This window comes from Wolbachia endosymbiont (group A) of Lasioglossum morio (assembly GCF_947250585.1).
Taxonomy (GTDB): Bacteria; Pseudomonadota; Alphaproteobacteria; order Rickettsiales; family Anaplasmataceae; genus Wolbachia; species Wolbachia pipientis.
The window spans coordinates 1236682-1259463 of sequence record NZ_OX366327.1 but is presented as its reverse complement, the minus strand read 5'-3'; the positions used below and the strand labels follow the sequence as shown (position 1 = coordinate 1259463).

General features: G+C 35.9%; 22 protein-coding genes, 1 tRNA gene and 1 pseudogene. 13 read left to right on the top strand and 11 right to left on the bottom strand.

The genetic code is table 11. The features are described from left to right. Window positions 1-11: 11 nt before the first annotated feature. From OOK89_RS06205 to OOK89_RS06160, 7 genes and pseudogenes are all read left to right on the top strand, one after another. Window positions 12-224, top strand: coding sequence for a hypothetical protein (locus OOK89_RS06205; RefSeq protein WP_121692655.1), 213 nt, complete (start codon window positions 12-14; stop codon window positions 222-224). 155 nt (window positions 225-379) lie between these two features. After that, window positions 380-1024, top strand: a complete 645-nt coding sequence (locus OOK89_RS06200) for an alpha/beta hydrolase (protein WP_319803651.1) — start codon at window positions 380-382, stop codon at window positions 1022-1024. A gap of 5 nt (window positions 1025-1029) precedes the next feature. After that, window positions 1030-1836 carry an SDR family oxidoreductase gene (locus tag OOK89_RS06195; protein WP_006280462.1) on the top strand — a complete coding sequence of 269 codons (807 nt, stop codon included), beginning with the start codon at window positions 1030-1032 and terminating at the stop codon, window positions 1834-1836. Window positions 1837-2068: 232 nt separating this feature from the next. Continuing rightward, window positions 2069-3112 (top strand): annotated as a pseudogene (locus OOK89_RS06690) (IS3 family transposase). Window positions 3113-3170: 58 nt separating this feature from the next. After that, window positions 3171-4003 (top strand): IS5 family transposase gene (locus OOK89_RS06170; RefSeq protein ID WP_264718686.1). Its coding sequence is split into 2 segments (ribosomal slippage): window positions 3171-3537 and window positions 3537-4003, totalling 834 coding nucleotides; the frame shifts between segments, so codons are not numbered across the junction. Window positions 4004-4377: 374 nt separating this feature from the next. Further along, window positions 4378-6951 (top strand): DNA polymerase I, encoded by a 2574-nt coding sequence (polA, locus tag OOK89_RS06165; RefSeq protein WP_264718985.1) that lies wholly within the window; start codon window positions 4378-4380, stop codon window positions 6949-6951. Between the two features lie 49 nt (window positions 6952-7000). Next, entirely contained in the window at window positions 7001-8164 is a 1164-nt protein-coding gene (locus tag OOK89_RS06160; RefSeq protein WP_264718984.1) for a hypothetical protein, read from the top strand. A gap of 26 nt (window positions 8165-8190) precedes the next feature. Here OOK89_RS06160 and OOK89_RS06155 read toward each other — a convergent pair whose 3' ends face one another. The 4 genes from OOK89_RS06155 to OOK89_RS06140 form a co-directional block, all read right to left on the bottom strand. After that, window positions 8191-8970, bottom strand: a complete 780-nt coding sequence (locus OOK89_RS06155; protein ID WP_264718982.1) for an exodeoxyribonuclease III — start codon at window positions 8968-8970, stop codon at window positions 8191-8193. After that, complete coding sequence (locus OOK89_RS06150) at window positions 8970-9677, bottom strand: uroporphyrinogen-III synthase (protein ID WP_264718981.1); 708 nt, start codon at window positions 9675-9677, stop codon at window positions 8970-8972. The genes OOK89_RS06155 and OOK89_RS06150 overlap by 1 nt, the downstream gene beginning before the upstream one ends. Window positions 9678-9921: 244 nt before the next feature. Beyond that, window positions 9922-10419: a hypothetical protein gene (locus tag OOK89_RS06145; RefSeq protein ID WP_012673329.1), complete on the bottom strand. Its 498-nt coding sequence runs from the start codon at window positions 10417-10419 to the stop codon at window positions 9922-9924. Window positions 10420-10489: 70 nt separating this feature from the next. Further along, a tRNA-Leu gene (locus OOK89_RS06140) sits at window positions 10490-10574 on the bottom strand. Window positions 10575-10636: 62 nt separating this feature from the next. On the opposite strand from OOK89_RS06140, the gene tldD reads away from it, so the two are divergent. The 3 genes from tldD (at window position 10637) to OOK89_RS06125 (ending at window position 13589) form a co-directional block, all read left to right on the top strand. Next, complete coding sequence (gene tldD, locus OOK89_RS06135) at window positions 10637-12055, top strand: metalloprotease TldD (RefSeq protein ID WP_012673328.1); 1419 nt, start codon at window positions 10637-10639, stop codon at window positions 12053-12055. Between the two features lie 55 nt (window positions 12056-12110). Beyond that, window positions 12111-12251, top strand: coding sequence for a hypothetical protein (locus OOK89_RS06130; RefSeq protein ID WP_153296798.1), 141 nt, complete (start codon window positions 12111-12113; stop codon window positions 12249-12251). Between the two features lie 90 nt (window positions 12252-12341). Next, window positions 12342-13589, top strand: a complete 1248-nt coding sequence (locus tag OOK89_RS06125; RefSeq protein WP_006280131.1) for an IscS subfamily cysteine desulfurase — start codon at window positions 12342-12344, stop codon at window positions 13587-13589. A 34-nt stretch (window positions 13590-13623) separates the two neighbouring features. Here OOK89_RS06125 and OOK89_RS06120 read toward each other — a convergent pair whose 3' ends face one another. The 5 genes from OOK89_RS06120 to OOK89_RS06100 form a co-directional block, all read right to left on the bottom strand. After that, the gene (locus tag OOK89_RS06120) at window positions 13624-14535 is read right to left on the bottom strand and encodes an Rpn family recombination-promoting nuclease/putative transposase (protein ID WP_155969034.1); all 912 of its coding nucleotides are present in this window, start codon (window positions 14533-14535) and stop codon (window positions 13624-13626) included. A gap of 283 nt (window positions 14536-14818) precedes the next feature. Continuing rightward, the gene (gene dxr / locus OOK89_RS06115; RefSeq protein WP_264718980.1) at window positions 14819-15982 is read right to left on the bottom strand and encodes a 1-deoxy-D-xylulose-5-phosphate reductoisomerase; all 1164 of its coding nucleotides are present in this window, start codon (window positions 15980-15982) and stop codon (window positions 14819-14821) included. A gap of 72 nt (window positions 15983-16054) precedes the next feature. Beyond that, the gene (locus OOK89_RS06110; protein WP_264718979.1) at window positions 16055-16552 is read right to left on the bottom strand and encodes a hypothetical protein; all 498 of its coding nucleotides are present in this window, start codon (window positions 16550-16552) and stop codon (window positions 16055-16057) included. A 320-nt stretch (window positions 16553-16872) separates the two neighbouring features. Continuing rightward, window positions 16873-17574: an ABC transporter ATP-binding protein gene (locus tag OOK89_RS06105; RefSeq protein ID WP_006279859.1), complete on the bottom strand. Its 702-nt coding sequence runs from the start codon at window positions 17572-17574 to the stop codon at window positions 16873-16875. After that, complete coding sequence (locus OOK89_RS06100) at window positions 17567-18349, bottom strand: MlaE family ABC transporter permease (protein ID WP_015589313.1); 783 nt, start codon at window positions 18347-18349, stop codon at window positions 17567-17569. The genes OOK89_RS06105 and OOK89_RS06100 overlap by 8 nt, the downstream gene beginning before the upstream one ends. 339 nt (window positions 18350-18688) lie before the next feature. On the opposite strand from OOK89_RS06100, the gene rpmF reads away from it, so the two are divergent. The 3 genes from rpmF to OOK89_RS06085 are packed head-to-tail and all read left to right on the top strand — an operon-like array spanning window position 18689 to window position 20868. Further along, window positions 18689-18871 carry a 50S ribosomal protein L32 gene (gene rpmF / locus OOK89_RS06095; protein WP_010962967.1) on the top strand — a complete coding sequence of 61 codons (183 nt, stop codon included), beginning with the start codon at window positions 18689-18691 and terminating at the stop codon, window positions 18869-18871. A gap of 10 nt (window positions 18872-18881) precedes the next feature. Further along, entirely contained in the window at window positions 18882-19919 is a 1038-nt protein-coding gene (gene plsX, locus OOK89_RS06090; protein WP_151807807.1) for a phosphate acyltransferase PlsX, read from the top strand. Further along, complete coding sequence (locus OOK89_RS06085; RefSeq protein ID WP_010962965.1) at window positions 19912-20868, top strand: beta-ketoacyl-ACP synthase III; 957 nt, start codon at window positions 19912-19914, stop codon at window positions 20866-20868. Before plsX ends, OOK89_RS06085 begins: the two co-directional genes overlap by 8 nt. 20 nt (window positions 20869-20888) lie before the next feature. Here the strand turns inward: OOK89_RS06085 and OOK89_RS06080 are convergent, their stop codons facing one another. Continuing rightward, on the bottom strand, window positions 20889-21011 hold the full coding sequence (locus OOK89_RS06080) for a hypothetical protein (RefSeq protein WP_255317430.1): 123 nt from the start codon (window positions 21009-21011) through the stop codon (window positions 20889-20891). Between the two features lie 612 nt (window positions 21012-21623). Next, window positions 21624-22640 carry an NAD(P)/FAD-dependent oxidoreductase gene (locus OOK89_RS06075; protein WP_264718978.1) on the bottom strand — a complete coding sequence of 339 codons (1017 nt, stop codon included), beginning with the start codon at window positions 22638-22640 and terminating at the stop codon, window positions 21624-21626. Between the last annotated feature and the right edge of the window lie 142 nt (window positions 22641-22782).

Sequence of the window (22782 nt, the reverse complement as noted above, 5' to 3'; positions counted from 1 at the left end):
CAACTTTCTAGTTGGACGGTAAGTCGAGGTCAATTATTGATGTCATGAAAGTAGCTGACACTGGTTCCTTTATGACGGCAGTGCCCAGAGGTGTCATCCCAGTGCTTGACACTGGGATCCAGTTCTTATTACCTGGTGTAAAGTTAAGTTTCCTGGATTCCAGTGTCAAGCACTGGAATGACAGCAATCCTACGTCATACCGCGATTCATTCGCGGTATCTTAGTATAGATTCCGCTAACAAGTAGCGGAATGACGGTTTTTCAAATCGTCGATGAACCTAAGTCACTTTAGCTATAGTATCGGGAACGTAATTGCACATTGGTTTTACAAATTTGAAAATTAGTGTTAGATAAAAATATAAACGCAAAAGGAAAAAAAATGATTGAACTTAGAGGTCCAGAAATTTGTGCAGGCGGAAATAAGAAAAATTTGATTATTTTTTTACATGGTTGGGGCTCAAGTGGCGATAATTTTATTCACCTTGCCAAAGTTATGAGCAAGTTTTTACTGGGTTCATATTTTGCAGTACCCAATGCTCCGTTTGAGAGAGAAATAGGTGATGGTTATCAGTGGTTCAGTTTGGAAGATCGTAGTGAGGAAGCGCTATATAATGGAGTAAAAAATGCTACATCAATTGTAAATCATTTCATTGATACAAAATTAAAGGAGCTTAATTTAAAAGATACGCAACTTTCTTTAGTTGGATTTTCTCAAGGAGCAATGCTTGCAATACATACAGCTCTCACCCGCTCTCAATCCTGTGCATCAGTTGTTGCATACTCTGGTAGATTTCTTTCACCTTCAAAAACTGCACCAGAGATCAAGTCAAAACCTAACATATGTGTTATCCATGGTGATGCTGACGACGTGGTACCTTTTTCGTCCCTCGACTTAGCGGTTAAAGCTCTGAAAGAAAATGGAGTAAATGTTGAAGGACACCCAATTCATGCATTAGGGCATATTATTAATGAAGAGGGAATAAAATTAGGAGTAGAATTTATCAAGAAGAATTTTAAAAATTAATTTTCATGCACTTGTTTTGCTTTGGTTATGGATATGTAGCTAAATTTTTATCGAAAAAATTACTGAACTTAGGTTGGAAAGTCAGTGGCACATCAAGAAGTAAAAATATACAAGATGTAATCCTCTTTAATTATGAGAAAGTTAGTCAAGATCTGCTTAAAAGCGCAACGCACGTTTTAATTTCTATTCCTCCAGATGGCGATGATGTTGTGGAGAGATACGGTGATTGTCTGCAAAATGTAAAATGGCTTGGTTATTTGTCTGCAACTAGCGTCTATGGTGATCACTCTGGTAATTGGGTGGATGAGGAATCTGAAACAAGACCTATAGAAATCAGAGGAGAAAAGCGCCTTAAATCTGAAAAGAAGTGGCTAAATAGCAAACTGCCTGTACATATTTTTCGTTTAGCTGGAATATACGGTCCTGGTAGGAACGTGTTAATTGACTTGCAGCTTGGCAAAGCAAGAAATGTGAAAAAAGAAGGGCATTTTTTTTCTCGTATTCACGTTGAAGATATATCGAATATTTTATTTTCTTCCATGCAAAACATAAAACCTGGTGAAATATACAATTGTGCAGACGATTTACCCACTACACAATCTGAAGTGGTAATATATGCGACCAAACTTCTCAATGTTAGCCCTCCAGAACCAATTGAGTTACCAGATTATGCACAGAGTTTTTATTTAGGATCAAAGAGAGTAAGTAATGTTAAAATTAAAAAAGATCTTAATGTCTCTCTAATTTATCCTAACTACAAGGTGGGATTAGAGAGTTTGCACGTAAACAAAACTGAAATCACATCAGAATGATAGATAGGCTTATTGTCACTGCCATTAAGTTAAGGAAAGAATGGTTAAAAACTGAACTAAAAAGTCAGAAATAATTAAGGATTTATGACAAATGCTGAAACAGAATAGAGTAAACTTTAAAGCAGATAAACTCTGAAGTGTAAATTACTTAAGAAATAGTGACCTTACCCAGAAAAAGTGGAGAGAAAGAAAAGAGTTTTTTCGGGTAAAATAAAATTTTGGAGGATTAGAAATGGTAAGAGAATATACGGCAGAATTCAAATTGGAAGCTGTTAAACTGGCAAATGAACAAAGAAAGGCAGGTCAAACAATTACAAAAATAGCAAGAGATTTAGGAATAAAGGGTGGTTTATTAGGAAAATGGATAAAGAAACACAACGAAAAAAAGTCGGCAGCAGATGCATTTCCAGGTAGAGGTAACATGGCTCCTTACGACAAAGAGAGGTTTGATTTACAAAGCAAGAGTAACAAGGGAAAGAGACATTTAAAAAAAAGCCCTGGCCAGTCAAAAAGAGTAAAATATTTTTTTATATAGTAACTGCTATAAAGTACAGGAATTATGTAGGATTTTCTGCTAGTGGCTACTATAAGTGGACCACAAGAAAAATAAGCAGTAGAGAATCAGCAAATAAAGAGTTATTAGCAGATATTCAAAAAATATATCAAGCTTCTAAATGTAGATATGGAGCTCCTAAAATTCATGCTGAATTGAAGGCTTTGGGTAAAAGTTGCAATTTGAAAACGGTGCAAAGTATTATGCAGAAAAATGACATCAGGGCTATACTGAGAAGAAAGTTTAAAATTAAAAAACAACAAACAGATAATAGAGCTGTAGCTCCCAATATACTAGATCAAAACTTTATTGTTGATCAACCAAATAAAGTATGGGATTACTTACATCAAAACCAAGGAGGGATGGCTATATTTGGCAGCAATAATTCTCACGTATGGTAGTTAATGAGTAGTGCAATAAATAAACAATTGGTTATGAACTCTTTATTAATGGCCATTAATAGGCGTAAACCTGTTAAAAATCTACTGCTGCACAGTGACCAAGGTTCACAATATACTGCGCAAGGGTATCAATATCTCTTAGCTGTAAAGAATATAGATGAGTAATAAAGGCTGTTGTTACGACAATTTTGTTGCAGAAAGCTTCTTTAGCTCATTGAAAAGAGAAATACTTATTGATACTTCACAACACTCTGCTCAACAAACTAGAACTGCAATATTTGAATACATAGAAATTTTTTATAACAAACAACGTCACTATTAGAGGTTGTCCACAAACCAAGGAATACGTAGTATATAAAGAAAGAATATTGAGGTAAGAGATGAGGAAAAAATATCCAACAGATTTAAGTAAAAGGGAGTGGGCAAGAATAGAAAAACACTTCAGAGTATCGTACAAGAAAGGAGGAAGGCCACCAAAATACAGTAAGTGTGAGATAGTAAATGCAATTCTTTATATACTGCGCACAGGATGTCAATGGCGCTATTTACCACACGATTTTCCGCCGTGGAAGGCTGTGCATGAACAGTTTAGAAGATGGAAAAAGCAGGGAATTTTTGAGAAAATGAACTATGATATCACTAAATATAGTAGGTCAAAAATGGGAAGAAATGAGGAGCCGAGCGCATGCATAGTGGACAGTCAATCGGTAAAAACCACGGAAAAAGGGGGGTCAAAGGTTATGATGGTGCGAAAAAGGTAAAGGGGAGAAAAAGACATATAATCACAGATACTCAAGGATTTGTGCTTGGTTGCTATGTAGGAGCTGCAAGCGAAAATGACAGAGATGGGGTGAAGATGGCATTGGACAATATGAAGGAAAAATACAGCAATATTAAGAAAATGTGGGCTGATATGGGATACCAAGGAAAAGATTTAAAGGATTACGTAAAGAGAGAATATGGGATAGATATTGAAATTGTCAAAAGGCCTCCATGTAGGTTTTGGGTGCATAAAGATACACCACTAGAACTATTGCCACAACGGGATCCTGGATTTTCAGTACAGCCGAGAAGGTGGGTGGTAGAGAGGACTTTTGCTTGGATCAATAGAAATAGAAGGCTATCAAAGGAGTACGATTTACTTACAACATCTACTGAAAGTTTCATATATCTGGCTATGAGTAAAGTTATGTTAAGTAGGGAATATGCTTGATTTACTGGTTTGTGGACAACCTCTTATAGCCTTTCTTATAATAGTCCGAATGCGATAAGATATGTGTTTATGGCTATAGCAGGCCAGTAGCATATTACGGTCTGTTCGGATTATTGTAAAAAGAGCTATAACTATTGCATTCCAGAACAATTTGATGCATCATTCTTTTTGTAAAAAACATTCCACACTTTCTCTCCACTTTTTCTGGGTAAGGTCAAATTTCTTCTACTAGGTTTTGATATTACATATGTGTACATCCCCATCATGAATGCTATTTTCGGTAAAATCTCTTACAACGCTCAAAAGCAGAAAAACAAAAACTTGATTTTCTCAGCTAAATAGTGGACCATCAAAAGCACGCATAAATATCTACAATGAAAGAAAAAACTTTCACAATCATCGATGGCTATGGTTTTCTTTTCAGAGCTTACTATGTACTACCTCACTTAATTACCACAACAGGAATGCCAATAGGTGGTGTATATGGCTTTCTGAATATGGTTCTTAAGTACATTGCCCATTCAGACTACTTAATTATAGCACTTGATGCAGGAAAAAAGAATTTTAGGCACGATTTATATCCTGAGTACAAAGCGAACAGAGTAACGCCTCCTGAGGATCTAACTCCACAGTTCACCATACTGAGGGAAGCGGTAGAAGCTTTTAACCTCAGCTATGAAGAGATTGAAGGTTATGAAGCAGATGATATAATCGCAACGCTAGCTGCAAAATACGCCAACTACCAAGACTTTAAAGTGGTAGTCGTTTCATCAGATAAAGATTTGTTCCAGCTTTTGAATTACAACATTCTAATATTTGATCCTATTAAAAATATATACATAGATGAAAAACAAATAGTAGAAAAATTTGGTGTAAATTCAAACAAGCTTCTTGATTTATTTTCTCTGACTGGTGATGCATCCGATAACATTCCAGGTGTTCCAGGAATAGGTCCGAAGACTGCAGCTAAATTACTGGATGAATTTGATTCATTGAATAATATTATAGAGAACATTGATAACATCGAGCAAACGAGGATTCGTAATATTCTTACCGAACATAAGGAAAAAGCACTAATTTCAAGAGAACTTTTATCACTATGTGAAAAAGTAGACCTTCAACATGATATTGCAAAATATGAAGTTCGCCCTCCAAATATGGAAAAACTGTTATCCTTTTTAAAGAAGTATGAATTCAATTCTTTAATAGGTAAAATGGAAAAGCTTTTTTCCTATAATGGGTCTAGCACAGAAAAGAAAACAGAATATAGTAGTGAAGAGTTAGAGAAATTTTTAGAGCATTGTAGATATGAAGGCAAAATTGCAATTCATTACCACCTTGAAAACAATGTATTAAGTCTATCTTATAGCGAAAGTAATATTTTTTATATAGAGCAAGACAGCATACAAGATGCACTCATTACAATTAACTCAACTTTACTCTCAAATGGGGTGCTTAAAATAATACATAACATTAAAGAGATCAGGAAAATCTTCCCTGCAATAGAGAAGATGTTAGATTCAGTTGATGATTTGATGATAATGTCGTATAGCTTGGATACAGGAAAACATGACCACAGCATTCCAAACATAGTTGCGCATAATTTAAGTGAAAATGCAGAAATTTTCTCGGCAAAAACTTTAATAGCAATTCATGAAAAGCTAAAGCAAAGGTTATTTCAGGAAAAATTGTTCACAATTTACGAGCGCTTCGATAAGCCACTTATGAAAGTAATATTTGATATGGAGAAAAATGGGATATTACTGAACATACAAAAATTACAGGAATTGTCCGATAAATTTCAGCAGGTAATTGCCGTGCTTGAAGATGAGATATATAACTTAGCAGAGGAAAAATTTAATATTGCTTCGCCAAAGCAATTAAGTGATGTTTTATTTAATAAAATGGGGCTTAATAAAAAGAAAAAGTCAAAATCTGGATCGTATAGCACCAATTATGAAGTTCTAGAGGCACTCGAAGAAGAAGGGGTAGAAATCGCAAGTAAAATCTTAAATTGGCGACATTTAAGTAAATTAAAAGGCACCTACACTGATGCATTAATAAAGCAAGTTGATCCACTTGATGGTAGAATACACACAAGCTTTTCAACGACTGCAACTGCAACTGGAAGGCTGAGCTCCAGCAATCCTAATTTACAGAACATTCCTATCAGAAGCGAAGAGGGAAATCTTATCAGACAAGCATTTATTGCGCCAAAAGGGCATAAGATAATTTCTGCTGACTATTCACAAATAGAATTGAGACTCCTGGCACACGTTGCAAACGTTGCAGCATTTAAAGAAGCTTTTGCAAACGAACAAGATATTCACGATATCACCGCTAGGCAAGTTTTTGGAGTGCAAGAAATAGATGAGCAATTAAGACGCAAAGCAAAATCCATTAATTTTGGAATTATATATGGCATTAGCCCATTTGGTCTTGCAAAGCGGCTTGGAATTACCATTGCGGAGGCTGCTGAATACATTAATTACTATTTTTCCTGTTACCCAGAAATAAAGGTCTATATGGAAAAAGCAGTGTCTATCGCAAGATTGCATGGTTATGTAGAAACTTTGTTTGGCAGGAGATGCTTTGTAAGAGACATAAACAATACAATTCCTTATGTAAGACAATTTGCAGAAAGGGCAGCAATAAATGCACCACTGCAAGGAACCGCTGCTGATATAATAAAACGTGCAACAATTCAGCTTTTTGACCAATTGAAAGTAGGTAAAATAATCCTCCAGGTTCACGATGAACTACTGGTTGAAGTAGAGGACGAAAAGGTACAAGAAACAGCAAAACTTATGAAAGATATAATGGAAAATGCAATAGAAATTTCTGTACCACTTGAAGTAGAAATAAAAGTTGGCGACAACTGGGGTCTAAATTCCCTTAATTATGACTTAAACATCGTGAATTCTAGGAGTATAAATCATTTGAACTAATACGAAAAATATGTTAGAATAGAACATAGCAAATGCAAATAGGTCAGCCATGATAGGCCCACAAGTAAAAAGTTCAAAACCTCCAAAGTTACCTACTCAGGTAACTAACAAAGATGAGAAAGTTTTTAAATTTGAAAAAGAGAAACATCAGTTAATCTATCGTACTTTCCTAGATATTTTTAAAAATCCAGAAAAACTAGAAGAGCAAACGAAACAGGAAATAGAAAAGAAGGAACAGGAAATAGAAAAGAAGAAACAGAAATTGAAAGAAAAACAAAAATTACAGAGTGATCTGAAGTCATTAAAGGAACGGTTACCTCGATTACAGGATGAAAATGAAAAGAAAATTTTTACTTTTGTATTTGAGAATAGTGGAAAGATATTCAACAATGTCAATCCAGAAGATATAAAATCACTCAGTGAAGAGAATTTTTCTCAGTTTTTACTTTCCGTATTTGAGAAAATTAGAGAGAAAAAATTAGCTAATGAGGAGAATCTCAAGAATGGTAAAATAAAAGAAGTAGTAGATGACTGTGTAGCTGATATACGCGGTACAGAAGCTAAAGATTCATCCATAAAGTTTGTATTGGAAATGCTGCTGCTGCTAATTGGAGGGATCAAAATAGACCCGAAAAATATTTCTGGCTCCTTTATGGATGGGATGAAAGAAAAAATACCATTCTTAGGTAAAGACAAGAAAGAAGAGGATGAACCACCACTCAGTGATGAAGAGATGGTAACAACGTTCTTAAGCAAGATCTTTTTTCCTGTCCTTCTTTCCACTATTCCAATGTTAATTTTTGGTCCTACTACACTCGGAGTAGTTGTTGCTGCTATTGGTGCAATATTCGCCATAAAAGGAGGAGCGGGAGTTCTTTTTTCAAATGACAAAAAAGGTACTTTGTATAACCCTCATTCACGGGATGAAAAGGAAAGAAAAGAATGGGGTAATGAAATTAGCGATGGCATTAATAAAATTTTAGGAACCCCAGTCGAGAAGGCTAAAGGGAGTGAGCAACCCATTTCTGTTTCTGAACAAATTTCCCAAGGAAAAGAAAAGAGTGAACAACAACCTGTTCCTGAGCAAATTTCCCAGAGAAACAACAGGGAAAACGAAAAGAGTGAGCAGCGCGATCAATCTTGGACAGGAAAGGAAAACAAACGAAGGGAAGAACCACAGAGCAGCAAAGGTAAGACTACTCAGGTTTGCTAAAAGTGAATTGTGTAAGAGATCTGCTATTATTCTATAGCACATACAACAGGAGTATGGTCAGACGGATTTTCTAGCTTACGCAATCTATCATCTATGTAGCATGTTTCCAATTTATCTACAGCTTGTGGTGATAACAGCATATAATCTATTCGCATTCCTTGATTATTTCTGAGTGAATTGCCTTGATAATGCCACCAAGTGAATTGTTGCAAATTTGGGTGAGATATTCTAAACGCATCTTTAAACCCAAGATTCAAGATCGCTCTTAACTTCTCACGTTCTCTTATATGAAAGCACACTTGGCCATTCAATAAGTTTGAATCAAAGACATCAATTTCATCCGGTGCAACATTATAATCGCCAGCTATAATAGTTAACTCTTCATTCTTTAACAGAGTGCTCATCCTTTCATATAGATTATCAAAAAACTTGAGTTTATATTCAAATGCTTGAGAGTCCGGGCTTTGACCGTTTGGAACGTATACACTTCCCACCCTTATCTTACTATTGGTATACTTTATCACGCACTCTATATAACGTGCTTCTTGATGACTTTCCACAATGTCAATTTTAAACTTCTCCAGTATCGGATATTTAGATAAAACACAAACGCCATTTCTTGCAACTTGTCCATAGATAGCATATTCATATCCTAACTTTTCTATCTCCGCATAAGGAAATTGCTCTTCCGTACATTTTATCTCTTGCAGCAAAACTATATCTATCTGACTATCAACTATAAAACTACAAAGTTGGTTAACTCTTTTACGTATGGAGTTTACATTCCAAGTTGCAATCTTTAGCATCAGCAATCCTTATTAATTATATCAATTAAACTCTCCCCAGTAGGCAACCTCGATGTTATAATTTTTTTCCACTTGATTAACTTTAAACTATCAGCAATGTTTTTACTCATGGTATATGCAACTGTATTATTCATCACATGAGATAGCCCACTTTTTAGAACTAATGAACAAAATACCCTTGCTGTCTGTGAGGAAAAAAAAGCAACACTACCAATTTTACCATCCAACAGTAAATTTTTACACCTATTAGTTAGACTCCTTTTAATGATTGTTTTATAGAGTACAACTTCTCTTACGTTAAAATCTTCTTCAGATAATCTCTTTTTTAGGTCACATGATACTTCTTGTCCCCTTATATACAAGAACTTTATTGCGTTTGAATAATGAGCTTTTATGAATGATATCAGACCATCAACGTTGCTGTCTGCTGAGATTATATCAGAAAATCCCAAATTTTTTGCAGCCTGCATGGTTGAATTACCAACTGTAATAATCGGAAAGTCATCCTCTTTGCATATTTGACTAAAAGCCTTTACACTGTTTTTACTTGTAGATATCACAACGTCAAATTCGTACGCAGATATATCAGGATTTAAGTACTTTATTGTGAATACTGGTTCTATATAAACTTTGTATCCATACTTTCTCAATATATTTCTTGTATTGAACGAATCCAATAAAGGCCTCGTTAATAAAATAGACTTCATTCTGATTTATTTTACTACCAGTAAAATAGTACCCTTTATACACAAATTACTGAATAAAAACTTTTATTTTGATAGCTTGAGCAATTATTCAAGTAATTGATGTGGAAGTAGGAGTACTAAGCGCTCCTACCCCAATAAGCCCACAATTTCTGCTTACACTTTTTTGACGCTAATTACATCGAACTCTTTTGAATGGCTTCCTTCAGTGGAATTATATAGCTAATATTCCTGTATAAGTTAATACTTAAGCTTGTACTCTTGCAGTATTTGAAGAGAGATTCTCAAGGGCGTTTTTTGTCTGTGGTTCACTAATCATAGTTTGAACGATATTAGCTGCCATAATAACACAGCCTAGAATAAAAAAAGGCGTAGAAACAAAATAAATAACAGAAGACTCAAAAAGCGACATAGATGCAATACCTCCTATTAGAAATGAAGCACTGGATGCTATATCAAGATAGATCTTTGTTAACTTTTTTTGTCCTGGAGTGTTTTTTATGCCAGATTTCTTATTAAGATTCTGTTGTCGGGAATGATCATTTAGTGACCATATATTTAAAGCAAACGAAAGTGCACTGAATATAGTGCCGGCAATACTAAAATACAGACTTAAGACAGGAATATTCAAGACCAATGCCGCTATGTATCCAATGAAAGAGATAGTAGATAGTGTAGTAACTAAGCGTTTCGAGTAAGTTCGTACCTTCTTTCTGTAGGCTAACTTATCTTTTTCACCATACATAGCATAAATATTACCTAATATGTTATATTATAACATTAATTAATTCAATAAGCAATATGGAAGCTAAGAGTGCCCGAGAGAAGACTTGAACTTCCACAACTTAAAAAGTTACTAGCACCTGAAGCTAGCGCGTCTACCAATTCCGCCACCCGGGCTTTTTATAGTTTACTATGTTAAAGTTAAATAATATACTTAAACAATTTTTAGTTCAAAGGTAATGCCAAATCTAGATCAAATATTTTTTGCTCAAAACAATGTTAATATTAATAACGTATATAAAATAGTCAATAACGCTTTGAGCAATAGCGATGGTGGTGAGCTGTTTCTAGAATTTTGCCAGTCGGAGTCCCTGGTTTTTGAGGATAACATATTAAAACACATGGACTTGAATACTAGAAGGGGATTTGGTTTAAGGTCTTTTTGTGAAGATAGTACATCTTTCGTTTGTTCTTCTGAGATCAGCGAAAAAGAAATTAGTAATGCTGCTTCTATGGTAAAAAGCTCAGTGTCTTTAAACAAGACAAATTCAATAAATTTAAACGAAGAGACAAAAAGCCTATATTCGAGGATTAACCCTATAAATGAAATGGATCTGAATTCAAAGATTAAGCTACTCAATGAGGTTAATGAGTATGTAAGGTCCAAAAATAACTGCGTGAAGCAAGTAAAAATAACTCTAAGTGGAGAATGGCAAGTTGTACAAATAATAAAGGGTGATCACAGATTAAGCGATATCAGGCCTCTGGTACGTTTTAATGTGCTAGTCATTGTAGAAAAAGATGGCCGTACCGAAAGAGGTTCTGCAGGGCATGGTGGAAGGGACTCTTATAGTAAGTTTATTTCTGAGAAAAAGTGGAAAGAAGTTGCAAACCAAGCGTTAGAACAAGCACTGGTAAATCTTGAAGCAATTCCAACTCCAGCCGGAGAAATGACAGTCGTTTTAGGTCCAGGCTGGCCAGGAATATTGTTACACGAAGCCGTGGGTCATGGACTTGAGGGCGACTTCAATCGCAAAAAAGTCTCAGCATTTTCAAATTCTGTGGGTAAACAAGTAGCAGCTAGTGACATCACAGTAGTTGATGACGGAACTCTGCCCAATTTGCGCGGCTCTATCAGCGTAGACGATGAAGGCACTCCACCCAGTTATAATATATTGATAGAGGATGGGATCCTAAAAGGATACATGCAGGATCATATGAACGCTAAACTCATGGGTGTAAGCCCAACTGGTAATGGTAGAAGAGACAGTTATAAAGAAGTTATTATGCCGCGCATGACAAACACCTATATGTTGCCCGGAAAGTATACACCGAAGGAAATAATATCTAGCGTAAAGAAAGGTCTATATGCAGTAAATTTCGGTGGTGGGCAGGTTGATATAACGTCAGGAAAATTTGTTTTTTCATCTTCGGAAGCTTACCTAATAGAAAATGGCAAAATTACACAGCCAGTAAAAGGAGCAACACTAATTGGTGACGGTCCAACAGTGTTGAAAAAAGTATCTATGGTTGGTAATGACTTAAAGTTAGATCCTGGTGTTGGCACATGCTCGAAAGATGGACAAAATGTGCCCGTTGGAGTTGGTCAGCCGACACTCAAAGTCGACGCAATAACTGTTGGTGGAACTGAGATATAGATAAGGGCTAAAACGGATTCCAGCGCACGGCGCACAGCTGTACAAACATTATGATTTGGAAGCAATTGCCACCAATAGGGTGTCATCCCAGTGTCTGGGCACTGCCTTTGTGTTTGAGGCAAAACTGGCTATAACATTTAACACATTGCTTTCGCAAATAAATGTTCGTACAGTTATGTGTCAGCTACTTGGATGACACTTTTGTACTTGATGCAAGATTATATCTTGAAAAAATTAAGTTTTAATGCTATAAAATAATTGTAAATTTTGTCTCCGTGGTAGCTTTATGAATGTTGAAAGTAAAAAAATACACGATGCTAAAATAAAATTACCAATATTTCTTGATTATCAATCTACTACTAAAGTAGATCCCCGTGTTTTAGAGGTGATGATACCTTACTTTGGTGAGTTCAGCAATGCACACTCTCGCAGCCATTCATTTGGTTGGACTGCTGAAGAAGCAGTGGAAAAAGCAAGGAAACACATCGCTGATCTGGTGAACGCAGATAGCAAAGAAATTATCTTTACCTCAGGTGCAACTGAGTCAAATAATACGGCAATCAAGGGTGTTGCTCACTTTTATAAAAATAAAGGAAATCATATAATAACTGTCTGCACGGAGCATAAGTGTGTTCTGGATTCTTGTCGGCATCTGGAAAATGAAGGCTTTAAAGTTACATATTTGCCTGTTAAGCAAAACGGAATTATAGATTTATCAAAGCTTGAGGAAGCAATTACTGATCAAACAATCCTGGTTTCAGTGATGATGGTAAATAATGAAATCGGAGTAATTCAGCCTGTCAAAGAAATTGGTGTAATATGTAGAAAGCATAATATATTTTTCCACACAGATGCAGCTCAAAGCTTTGGAAAAGTTCCAATTGATGTTAATGAGATGTGCATTGATCTTATGAGTCTCTCTAGCCACAAAATTTATGGACCTATGGGAATAGGCGCATTATATGTACGTAGAAAGAATCCTCGTGTTAGGCTGATACCACTAATTAGTGGTGGTGGACAGGAAAGAGGCATGCGTTCTGGAACAGTTCCAACACCTCTTGCAGTTGGTTTTGGTGAAGCGGCACGTATTGCTAGAGAAGAAATGAAAAAAGAAACAACTAGAGTGGAAGAATTAAGGGATATTTTGTATAACAAGATAAAAGAAGCGTTTCCTGATATCGTTTTAAATGGTGATTATGAAAATAGAATTCCTGGCAACCTAAACTTGAGCTTTCCCTATATTGAGGGTGAGTCTCTCATCATGGCAATCAAGGATTTAGCAGTAAGTTCTGGTTCTGCGTGCACGTCTGCGTCTCTTGAGCCTTCCTATGTAGTACGGTCGCTAAATAATGGCCATGACCTTGAGCATTCATCAATTAGATTTGGCCTAGGCCGATTTACAACTAAAGAAGAAGTTTTGTATGCAGCAGATCTTGTTGCTAAAAATGTTGGCCGACTGAGAGAAATGAGCCCACTTTGGGAGATGGTACAAGAAGGAGTAGATTTGAACACCGTGAAATGGGACTCTCATTAAATGTATCCGTTCCAACTGCAAATGCACTTTGAAATTACTCTGTACCGTTCACACTTAATTCTTCAATCTCACTAATAGAAAGGCCAGTAAACTTGACAATAGTGTTGACATCAACATTATTAGCCAGCATTGCTTTTGCGACTTCAATTTTCCCTTCCTCTTTACCGATTTTGATGCCTCTTTCTTCGCCAATTTGGATGCCTTTTTCAGTAGCAAGGTCAAGTCTGTATTCAAGAATGGCTTCTTCTTTCCGTAGATCCATTATTCTTTCTTCATAAGCTACTAAATCTTTTTCATTCCAGCTAAACCTGTCTAATTCATCGTAGGCTAACTTTATTATTGGTGCTTTTTCTGCTATTTTCCTTAAGTCTTCTTCCGTAGTTTCATCTGCATATTTGAAGAAAAATAACCAACGATCCACTATGCTTTCTAGCTGTTCTTCCTTATTCTTAGGAAATTTAGGTAGTTCAATAAATACAAATTGAAAATCTTTTAAGTCATGCTCATTGGTTTTCTCATCTCTTATAGTGTGGCTGGATATATAATCAAGCTTATCAGGAAATAAATTACAATTAGAGATAGCAATAAAGAAAACCTTCTTTAAATCAATGTACTTACCAGATTTATCAGCTTGCCTTGAGTAAGCCTTAGCAGCATATAGTTGAGCTCGTTTTTCGAAGCCTTTATCGCGAGTGAGCTGCATTTCAATCACATACCTAGCTCCACTAGAATCCCTGCAAAGAACATCAACTATACTTTGCTTATCAGATGCAATTTCAGGATCCATTATAGTACTGAGGAATTCCACTTCTTGTATAGTATTTATCTCGGTAAATCCTAAAATATCATTCAAAAAATGTATGAGAATATTCTTATTTTTTTCAGTGCCAAATATTTTTTTGAAGGTTAAATCCAGCTTAGGGTCGAGAAACTTAGATAAAGCCATAGCCAAAGTGCTTAAAAATATTAATAATTATACACTATTATTAACAATTATTCAACCATATTTTTGAAGATAGCTATGCCGCCGCGAACCGTCATACCGCCGCGGTATCTCTAGATCCCGCTAACAAGCAGCGGGATGACGAATTACTTAACCGTCATACCACCGCGAACCGTCATACCGCCGCGGTATCTCGGCATAGATTCCGCTAACTAGTAGCGGAATGACGATTGTGTATCGTGCTTTGCTAAAAAAAAATCACAGAATGCAGTCTGGTTACATTACTCTAGCTATACGCAACAACTTTACTTTCAACAATTTTGTGAGCAATAATACGACTTTCACAATCAATATTTATTATATCAGATAGTGAATTAATATCGGTATAACTACCAAAACTTTCCATTGTTGATTCCACTACCTCTACTATTTCCAAAAAGCCGATTCGTGACTTCAAAAATTCATTAACAGCTATTTCATTTGCAGCATTGAGCACAATACTGTTTGTTTGTGGAGTAGAAGAGTTTAACACTTCCATGCTAAGCTTTAGCACAGGGAAATGCTTATGGTCTGGCTCTTGAAAGGTCAATTTTCCTTGCTTTGTTAGGTCTAGTTTATAATTTAAAGCTGATCTTTCCGGCCAAGATAGAGCATATGAAATAGGAATTGCCATGTCAGTTTCTGCAAGCACAGCAAAGTTGAACCCATCCTTATAAGTTACAATTCCATGTACTATTGACTCAGGATGCACTACTGCTTCAATTTTATCCGGGCTGATGTTAAACAAGTTATGTGCTTCTATTATCTCTAGTGCCTTATTCATCATTGTTGCGCTATCAACCGAGATTTTCTTTCCCATATTCCAAGTGGGGTGACTAAGCGCCTGATCTACCATGATATTTCTTAATTGCTCAAGGCTATAATTTAAGAATGGTCCACCAGAAGCAGTAAGTATGATCTTTTCTACGCATTTGTCGTTATTTTGCAAAATTTGAAAAATTGCATTGTGCTCAGAGTCAATAGGGATTATTTGTACATTTTTTTCTTTAGCTTTTTTGAGTAATAACTTTCCACCGCAAACAATGCTTTCTTTGTTTGCCAATGCAATGACTTTGGTACCGCTTTCTATAACCTCCATAACTGGCTCAAGGCCTGCAATGCCAACTATTGCAACAACTGAGAGATCAACAGGTATAGCAGCAATATTTGTAGCACCAATTGCTATTTTTACATCTGTACCAAGTAAACTTTCTTTCAAATCTTTGTAAAACCTTTCATCGGAGATAGCAACGTATTTTGCATTCAGCAGTTTTGCTTGGTGTGCCAGTAGAGCAAAGTTCGAATGGGCACTTAGTGCTTCCACTTGGTATTCTTCTTTTCTCTTTGAGAGCAAATCTACAGTCTTTTTTCCAACACTTCCTGTTGACCCTAAAACTGAAACCTTTTTCACTAAGACAAACTCATAACAACAGCAACTTTTCTTATTAGGCCTTCTTCCAACTATTCAATAGTTTTTAAGTGTTTAACCAAGTTCATGTCCGTGGTCATCGCCAACAGATGGTGAAGGACCAGGTGAAAAAGATTGACCATGGTGATTACCTGCATCATGCATGTCTTGCAAACCATCAGCATTATGAGCTATTTCGTTATTGGCATGAGGGTAATCATCTGAGTGATGTCCCTCATCACCATGAGCCATATCCATTCCTTCTGATGGCATATCTTCCCCACCTCCACCTGAAAAATATTCTGCAAGGCCTTCAAGAAATTTTATGCCAAACATATTACCTGACTTTCCAAACAATGTTACTAAACTACTGCCACTCACCAAACCTTCAAACACGTTACTATAAGCAGCAATTGCTCCTTCATGAAAGTTGAACAACCATTTCATTCCATCGACAACTGTTGAAACAGAGTCACTATGACCAAGACCAAAACCACTTTTCTCACCAGCAGCCTCTTGGTGTTGCTGCTGCGCTTGCCATTCTGCAATATTTGGACCTTGAGCTTCACTCATAAATTTTTACTCTCAACCTTAAGCTATTATTTTATCACAAATATTGCAAAATATCAATAGAGCTTTTGAATATAGCTAATACAAACAATTTCTGTCATCCTATATATAGCTAAACTGACTTACGACAATTTGAAAAACGACAAATTCGTCATTCCGCTACTAGTTAGCGGAATCTATGCCGAGATACCGCGAATGAATCGCGGTATGACGTGTTAGCTATAGGATCCAGTTTGAAAAAAATCTGAATTCCAATGTCCACTACCTTTTACAAAGTTAAAACTTAAAAATATGACTGTTAGCAATAGTGTATATATCTTTAGCTATATATAATGAATGAATTTTTTTATATATTCGTTATTAGTATTTTGTATTTCCTGAACAGTTCCATGGGAAATGATCTCCCCTTCATATAATACTGCTATTTTATCAGCTATTTTAAATGCGCTATGAATATCATGTGTAATCGTGATAATTGTAGGGTTAAGATCTCTAGATAATTTTATTATTATCTCGTTTACTATATCTGACATAATTGGGTCCAATCCTGAAGTTGGTTCATCCAAAATAATGATTTCTGGATTGTGTGCAATCGCCCTTGCAAGTGCCACTCTTTTTTTCATTCCACCTGATAGCTCTATTGGAAACATATCTGCTATGCTTTCCTCCAGTCCAACATCATTTAACTTCTCGATTGCTAGCTGTTTTGCCTCTTTTTTGCTGATATTAAAGCGCTTTTTATAATTAAAAGATATATTTTCCCACACTGTAACGTAGTCAAATAAAGCGGAATTTTGAAATAAAACCCCAAATTTATTTTTGCTTTTACTATTTATTTTAACAGACCCTGAGTCTGGAGCAAGCAAACCGATAATTGTTTTTGTTAATACAGATTTGCCGCTTCCTGAGCCACCAAGTATGACTAATGATTCCCCTTTTAATATATCAAAATTTAGATCTTTTAGTACTGTCCTATCATCAAAAGATAAGCTTAAGTTCAATATTGATATTATGGGGTTACGCATGTATCAAAGTAATCATGTAGTTTGCTAAAATGATCAGTATGGACGATAAAACAACAGTTGATGTTGTAGCAACACCTACTCCTCGTGCACCTTCTTTGCAATGGTAACCGTAATAGCAGCTTGAGACAGAAATTATGGCGCCAAATACAGTTGCTTTTATTAGCCCAGTTATAAAATCATACGTATTAAAGAACTGAGCTGTGTGTTTAATGTATATATTTAAATTGTGGTTAAATTCGAAGACTGCAGTGATACATCCTCCAAATATTCCTATTAAATCTGCACATACTGTAAGTATGGGAAATACTATGATTGACGCTAAAATCCTTGGTGCAATTAAATATTTAAAAGGGTTGATGTTCAAGGTTGTAAGTGCATCTATTTGCTCGGTGATGCGCATTGTACCAATTTCTGCTGCAACTGATGATCCAACCTTTCCTACCATTATTAAGCTGATCAAAACTGGTCCTAACTCTTTAATAATAGTGATCGTAACAAGTTTGGGTATTATCTGTTCTTGGTTAATTAATGGGTCACTCAAGCTACTTTGTAAAACTATTGCCGCTCCTATAAAAACTCCAGTGAGCCCAACAATTGGCAGAGAGAAAAAGCCTATCTCTATAATTTGTCTTGCTATGTTGCTAAAATAATATGGTGGCACAAGGCAGTGGTATAGAGATTGAATAAAAAATATGAATGCACTACCAAGCCTTAACAAAAAATTGATAAAGTACCTACCAATTATTCTAACACTATTTATATCAAAAAAGCTCACTTTGTATTCATTTTAGCTAGAGGTTAGTCTTACTGATTTTATTAAAATTTTTATTAACTTTATCGCAAAGTATAGCTGAGATATGTTTTAAGTTCAATATACTTGATGTTTTAATTTAAAGCTTAACCCAAGAAAGGTTTCCCTACGTCATACCGCAATTCATTCGCGGTATAGATTCCGCTAACGAGTAGCGGAATGACGGTTTTTCAAATTGTAGAGCCACTTTAGCTATAGAACTCAATTACATAAGCAAACCTTACTTATTTTACTATCCCTGTTTACTTCCTGTAAAAAACATGTTACTAATGAATTGAATTTTGTAGTAGAATGGAGGAAGTTTTGGCAGTTCCAAAAAGAAAAAAGTCAAAGTCAAGGCGTAATATGCATCGTTCTCATCATGCTATTGAGCCTAAGAATGTTGTGGTATGTTCAACAACTGGGGAATTCATGTTGCCTCATAACGTAGCAGTTGATGGCAGTTACAAAGGAAAACGGGTTTTCATCAAGCAACAGGCAGAGTGACTATTATGATATGTTACCTACGGTCAATAATAATATAGTTATTGCACTTGACGCTATGGGGGGCGATTTTGCGCCTCTTTCCGTAATTCATGGTGCTGGTTTTTTTTTAGACAACCTTGTTGACCCAGGCATTAAAGTTTTTTTTCATATTTATGGAGATAAGGAAGAAGTATCTCCTTTGCTTTCAAAATACAAAAAAGTAAGTAACAATTCTGAGTTTACTCATTGTTCTGACAATGTTCTTGCAAATGATAAGCCATCTTTTGCACTGAGGCATCGTAAAGACTCAAGTATGAAAGCTGCCATTGAGGCAGTAAAAAAAGGTAAAGCTTTCGGAGTGGTGTCTTCAGGCAACACCGGAGCATTGATGGCAATTTCCAGATTTATTTTAGGAACATTACCAAACATTTATCGTCCTGCTATTGCCTCTATCTGTCCAACTAAGACAAAAAGCTTCGCTTTGCTTGACCTTGGTGCAAATGTTGATTGTAATGCCGACTCATTATTTCAATTTGCGTTAATGGGTAGTATATTTGCAAAAATAGCATTAAAAATTGACAATCCTGAAGTTGCTTTGCTAAATATCGGCACAGAAGAAGTTAAAGGTAATGACTCAGTGCGCGGCGCTTTTGAGTTGCTTAAAAACGCTCCAGGCATTAATTTCAAAGGGTATATAGAGGCAAGTGAATTTTTAGAGGGTAATATAGATGTGATTGTTGCTGATGGTTTTGTTGGCAATGTAATGCTCAAAACGGCTGAGGCAACCGCTAGTACCTTTATCAATCTAATAAAGCAGGAAGTATTCAATTCGTGGATAGCGAAAATGCTTGTTGGTATATTGTTAAAATCCAAACTAAATAAAGCTTTAACGCGTTTTAATCCCAAAATTAGAAGTGGAGCTATGTTTTTAGGGCTGAATGGTATCATCATTAAAAGTCATGGAAATTCTGATGCTATTTCTTTTGCCCATGCCATAAAATTTGCAGTAAATGCAATTAGTGAAAATTTAAATCAAAAGATAATTAACGGGGTAAGTCATATTGAATAAAAGTTTCATATTAAGCACTGGATCTTACCTACCAAGAAAAATGTTGAGTAACAACGAAATTGCATCGATAGTTGAGACGAGCGATGAATGGATAAGGCAGAGAACAGGAATAGTTCAAAGGCATATAGCAGATGAAGGAGAACTAACGTCAGATCTAGCTGTAAATGCAGCAAAAAGTGCTATAGAAAAAGCTAAAATTTCAGTAGATGAAATTGACTTGATTATAGTTGCTACAACAACTCCTGATAAAACTTTTCCTAGCTGTGCAACGATTGTACAAAGTAAGTTAAAATGTAAAAACGCATTTGCTTTTGATGTACAAGCAGCATGCTCTGGTTTTATATATGCAGTTACAGTTGCTGATTCGCTCATAAAATCTAACAATAGAATTAAATATGCATTGGTTATAGGTGCTGAAATAATGTCTAGGATTGTTGATTGGGAAGATAGGTCAACTTGTGTACTCTTTGGTGATGGTGCTGGTGCAGTGGTGATGAAATCAGAAATGGGTAGAAGCGGCATCATATCAACAAACTTATACTCTGACGGCAATGTGGACATACTATGTACGAACGGAGGGATATCCTCAACTGGTGATTCTGGAAAAATATGCATGAATGGAAGAGAAGTGTTTAAACATGCAGTGGATAAGTTAACAGCCTCAGTAGAGGAAACTCTGAAATGCAATAATTTGAAAATCACTGATATTGACTGGTTAATTCCCCATCAAGCAAACATTCGTATTATTGAAGCAGTAGTAAAGAAATTAGATTTTCCTATAGAGAAAGTGATTAATACCGTTGATAAGCATGCAAACACCTCAGCGGCATCAATTCCACTGGCCTTAGACTATGCAATACAAGAATCAAAAATAAAATCAGGAAATCTGGTACTGCTGATTTCAATAGGTGCAGGCCTGACCTGGGGTTCCGTGTTGCTGCACTATTAGACTTCCTGCATTACCTCCTGTCATCCAAGTACCCTCTTTGTCATTCCAGTGCCTCTTTCTCCTGTCATCCCAGTGCCCCCTTTTGTCATCCCAGTAGCCCCTTCGGTGTCATTCCAGTCTGGAATCCAGTTCTTATTGTACATTCACCTGGTGTAAAGTTAAGTTTCCTGGATCCCAGTGTCAGCTACTCGGATGACAAAAAAAGGAGCACTGGAATGACAGCAATCTACGTCATACCGCGATTCATTCGCGGTATCTCTAGATCCCGCTAACAAGCAGCGGGATGACGGTTGTCGTTTAGCCATAAATATTTAAGAAATTTACCAAATGAAAAAAAAGGCAAAAGAAGCCCTGGGGTTATTATCCGCTTTAAAATATTGGCGTTTTTTATGTTTTAAACGCTTGACAAGCGAGATTAAGCTGCTTTTAATTGCAACTAACTTACGCTGCAAACGTTTAAGAAATTTACTAAGCAGAAAAAAAGACAAAGAATCCCCGAGTTAGCTAGTCTTTTACTATCTCTGTCGAGTATTGGCATTTTTTGATGTCTTGTAACGCTTTATAAGCGCGTTCAGCTTATTTAGATAAAAATCTAGATGTAGATGAAGTTTTGTAAAGACATACAGTATCTATATACTGCAAAAAATTGAACATAAGACGCCGATACATTAAGTAATCCTTACCTTTTAATCTGCAGATTGGCGAAAGCAAATACAATAGCTTCAGTTTCATGATAAGGGAGCTGGCGAGGTTTGTCAAGGAAGTTTTTCTTTTCCGTGAATTCCCTTTGAGGTTGAATATTGAAAATTAACCGGAGAGTTGTGGATTACTTTGTATATGTCATAACAAGCCATGGCGCTCTCAGCAAAACCATTTAGTATTAATTTTAGTTTGCCTGAATAAATAGCTATATCTCCGATTGCATATATCCTATCTCTACTGGTTTTAAGTGTAGCTGGGTCGACAACTATGCGGCTATGTTCTAACTGTATACCCCAATTGTTTATTGGACCAAGATTCATTGACAATCCAAAAAATGGCAGCAAAAAATCAGCGGATATTTCTTTTTCTTCCTTAGAGGCAATGTTTTTTACTATCACTGCGCTCAACTGCCCATTACCTCCTGCTAGTTCGTGTAATTGATATGGCACTACCAGTTCTATTTTTCCATCAATTTCAAGTGATTCTAATTTATTTCTAGTTTCAGGAGTGCAGCGAAATTCCTTTCTTCTATGTATCACATAAATTTTCTTTGCAACTTTAGAAAGTTCTACAGTCCAATCAGCGGCAGAATCACCCCCCCCTGCAATGACTATAGTTTTGTCCTGAAAATCAGAAATTTTATTTACACTGTAAAATACAGATTTATTTTCATATTCTAATATACCACTTAAGGGTGGACGGTTAGGTTCAAACATTCCATTACCTGCAGCAACAATAACAGCCTTACATTTTACCTCTGTACCTATGCTCGTTATGATAGTAAAGTTTTCACCTTCGTTATTTGAAATCTTTTCTACTTTTTGACTTAAATGGTAAATAGGCTTAAATGGCGAAGCTTGCTCCATTAGCTGCTCAATTAATTTTTGGGCAGTAATTACAGGATAACCAGGTATATCGTATATTGGCTTTTCTGGGTAAAGAGCTGTGCATTGTCCTCCTGCTTGATCCAAAACATCTATTATATGACATCTCATATCAAGCATTCCCGCTTGAAAAGCAGTGAATATTCCAACAGGCCCTGCACCTATTATTACGATATCGGTTTCCATATTCAGATGGTGATCTATTTATAGATATTAGCTTTCTTTGCTAACAAGGTCAATTTACAAAGGGATGTATTTTTAAAAGATGTGGCTAGATTAGACAAGATTTCCAGCGTTATGAACCACATAGTCCAAATAAGCTCTAAAA